This window comes from Synechococcus sp. OH2 (assembly GCF_047462155.1).
GTDB lineage: Bacteria > Cyanobacteriota > Cyanobacteriia > Thermostichales > Thermostichaceae > Thermostichus.
Genome location: NZ_JANSIR010000040.1, coordinates 1 through 1,149 on the forward strand (window position 1 = coordinate 1; position 1,149 = coordinate 1,149).

Genomic DNA, 1,149 nt, shown 5'->3' on the forward strand with positions numbered 1-1,149 from the left:
TCAGGAGTGGATTAGCCACGGATGGCCGGCGCCACTTCCACCGCCGCCAAGTCCAGCGGGAAGTTGTGCGCATTCCGCTCGTGCATCACTTCCATCCCCAGGTTGGCACGGTTGAGCACATCCGCCCACGTCCCAACCACACGACCGTTGCTGTCCACAATCGACTGGTTGAAGTTGAACCCGTTCAGGTTGAACGCCATGATGCTAATCCCCAGCGCCGTAAACCAAATCCCAATCACAGGCCACGCCGCCAGGAAAAAGTGCAGACTCCGGCTGTTGTTGAACGACGCATACTGGAAAATCAACCGGCCAAAATACCCGTGCGCCGCCACAATGTTGTAGGTCTCTTCCTCTTGCCCAAACTTGTACCCCAAGTTCTGAGACTCCTCTTCCGATGTCTCGCGAATCAGGCTCGAGGTCACCAACGACCCGTGCATCGCACTAAACAGCGCACCCCCAAACACGCCGGCCACGCCCAACTGGTGGAACGGGTGCATCAAAATGTTGTGCTCCGCCTGGAACACCAACATGAAGTTGAACGTCCCCGAAATCCCCAGCGGCATCCCGTCCGAAAACGAACCCTGACCAATCGGGTAAATCAAAAACACGGCCGTCGCCGCCGCCACCGGTGCCGAGTAGGCCACCGCAATCCAGGGACGCATCCCCAAGCGGTAGCTCAGCTCCCACTCCCGGCCCATGTAGCAGAACACCCCAATCAAAAAGTGCAGCACAATCAACTGGTAGGGGCCGCCGTTGTAGAGCCACTCGTCCAAGGAAGCGGCTTCCCAAATCGGGTAAAAGTGCAGGCCAATCGCAGCCGAAGAAGGCACCACCGCACCGGTGATGATGTTGTTGCCATAGAGCAGCGAACCCGAAACCGGCTCGCGAATCCCGTCGATGTCCACTGGGGGAGCACCGATGAAGGCAATGATGAAGCAGGTGGTGGCAGTCAGCAGGGTGGGGATCATCAGCACCCCGAACCAACCGATGTAGAGGCGGTTGTCGGTGGAGGTGACCCACTCGCAGAACTGCTCCCACACGTTGCTGGTTGAGCGACGTTGGATAACAGTGGTCATGATGGCAAACTTCCCTGAGGAAGCGCGAAGATTGACAACACAACCTTAAAACATCCGTTAAGTTCTGTCAACT

1 protein-coding gene is annotated in these 1,149 nt (G+C 57.4%); it reads right to left on the reverse strand.

Translation table 11 applies throughout. From position 1 onward, the window contains the following. Positions 1–11: 11 nt before the first annotated feature. Complete coding sequence (psbA, locus tag NW835_RS02815) at positions 12–1,076, reverse strand: photosystem II q(b) protein (protein ID WP_011430136.1); 1,065 nt, start codon at positions 1,074–1,076, stop codon at positions 12–14. Positions 1,077–1,149 lie beyond the last annotated feature (73 nt).

Excerpts from the sequence above, each read along its gene's own strand:
- psbA (WP_011430136.1), bottom strand. The coding sequence starts at position 1,076 with ATGACCACTGTTATCCAACGTCGCTCAACCAGCAACGTGTGGGAGCAG.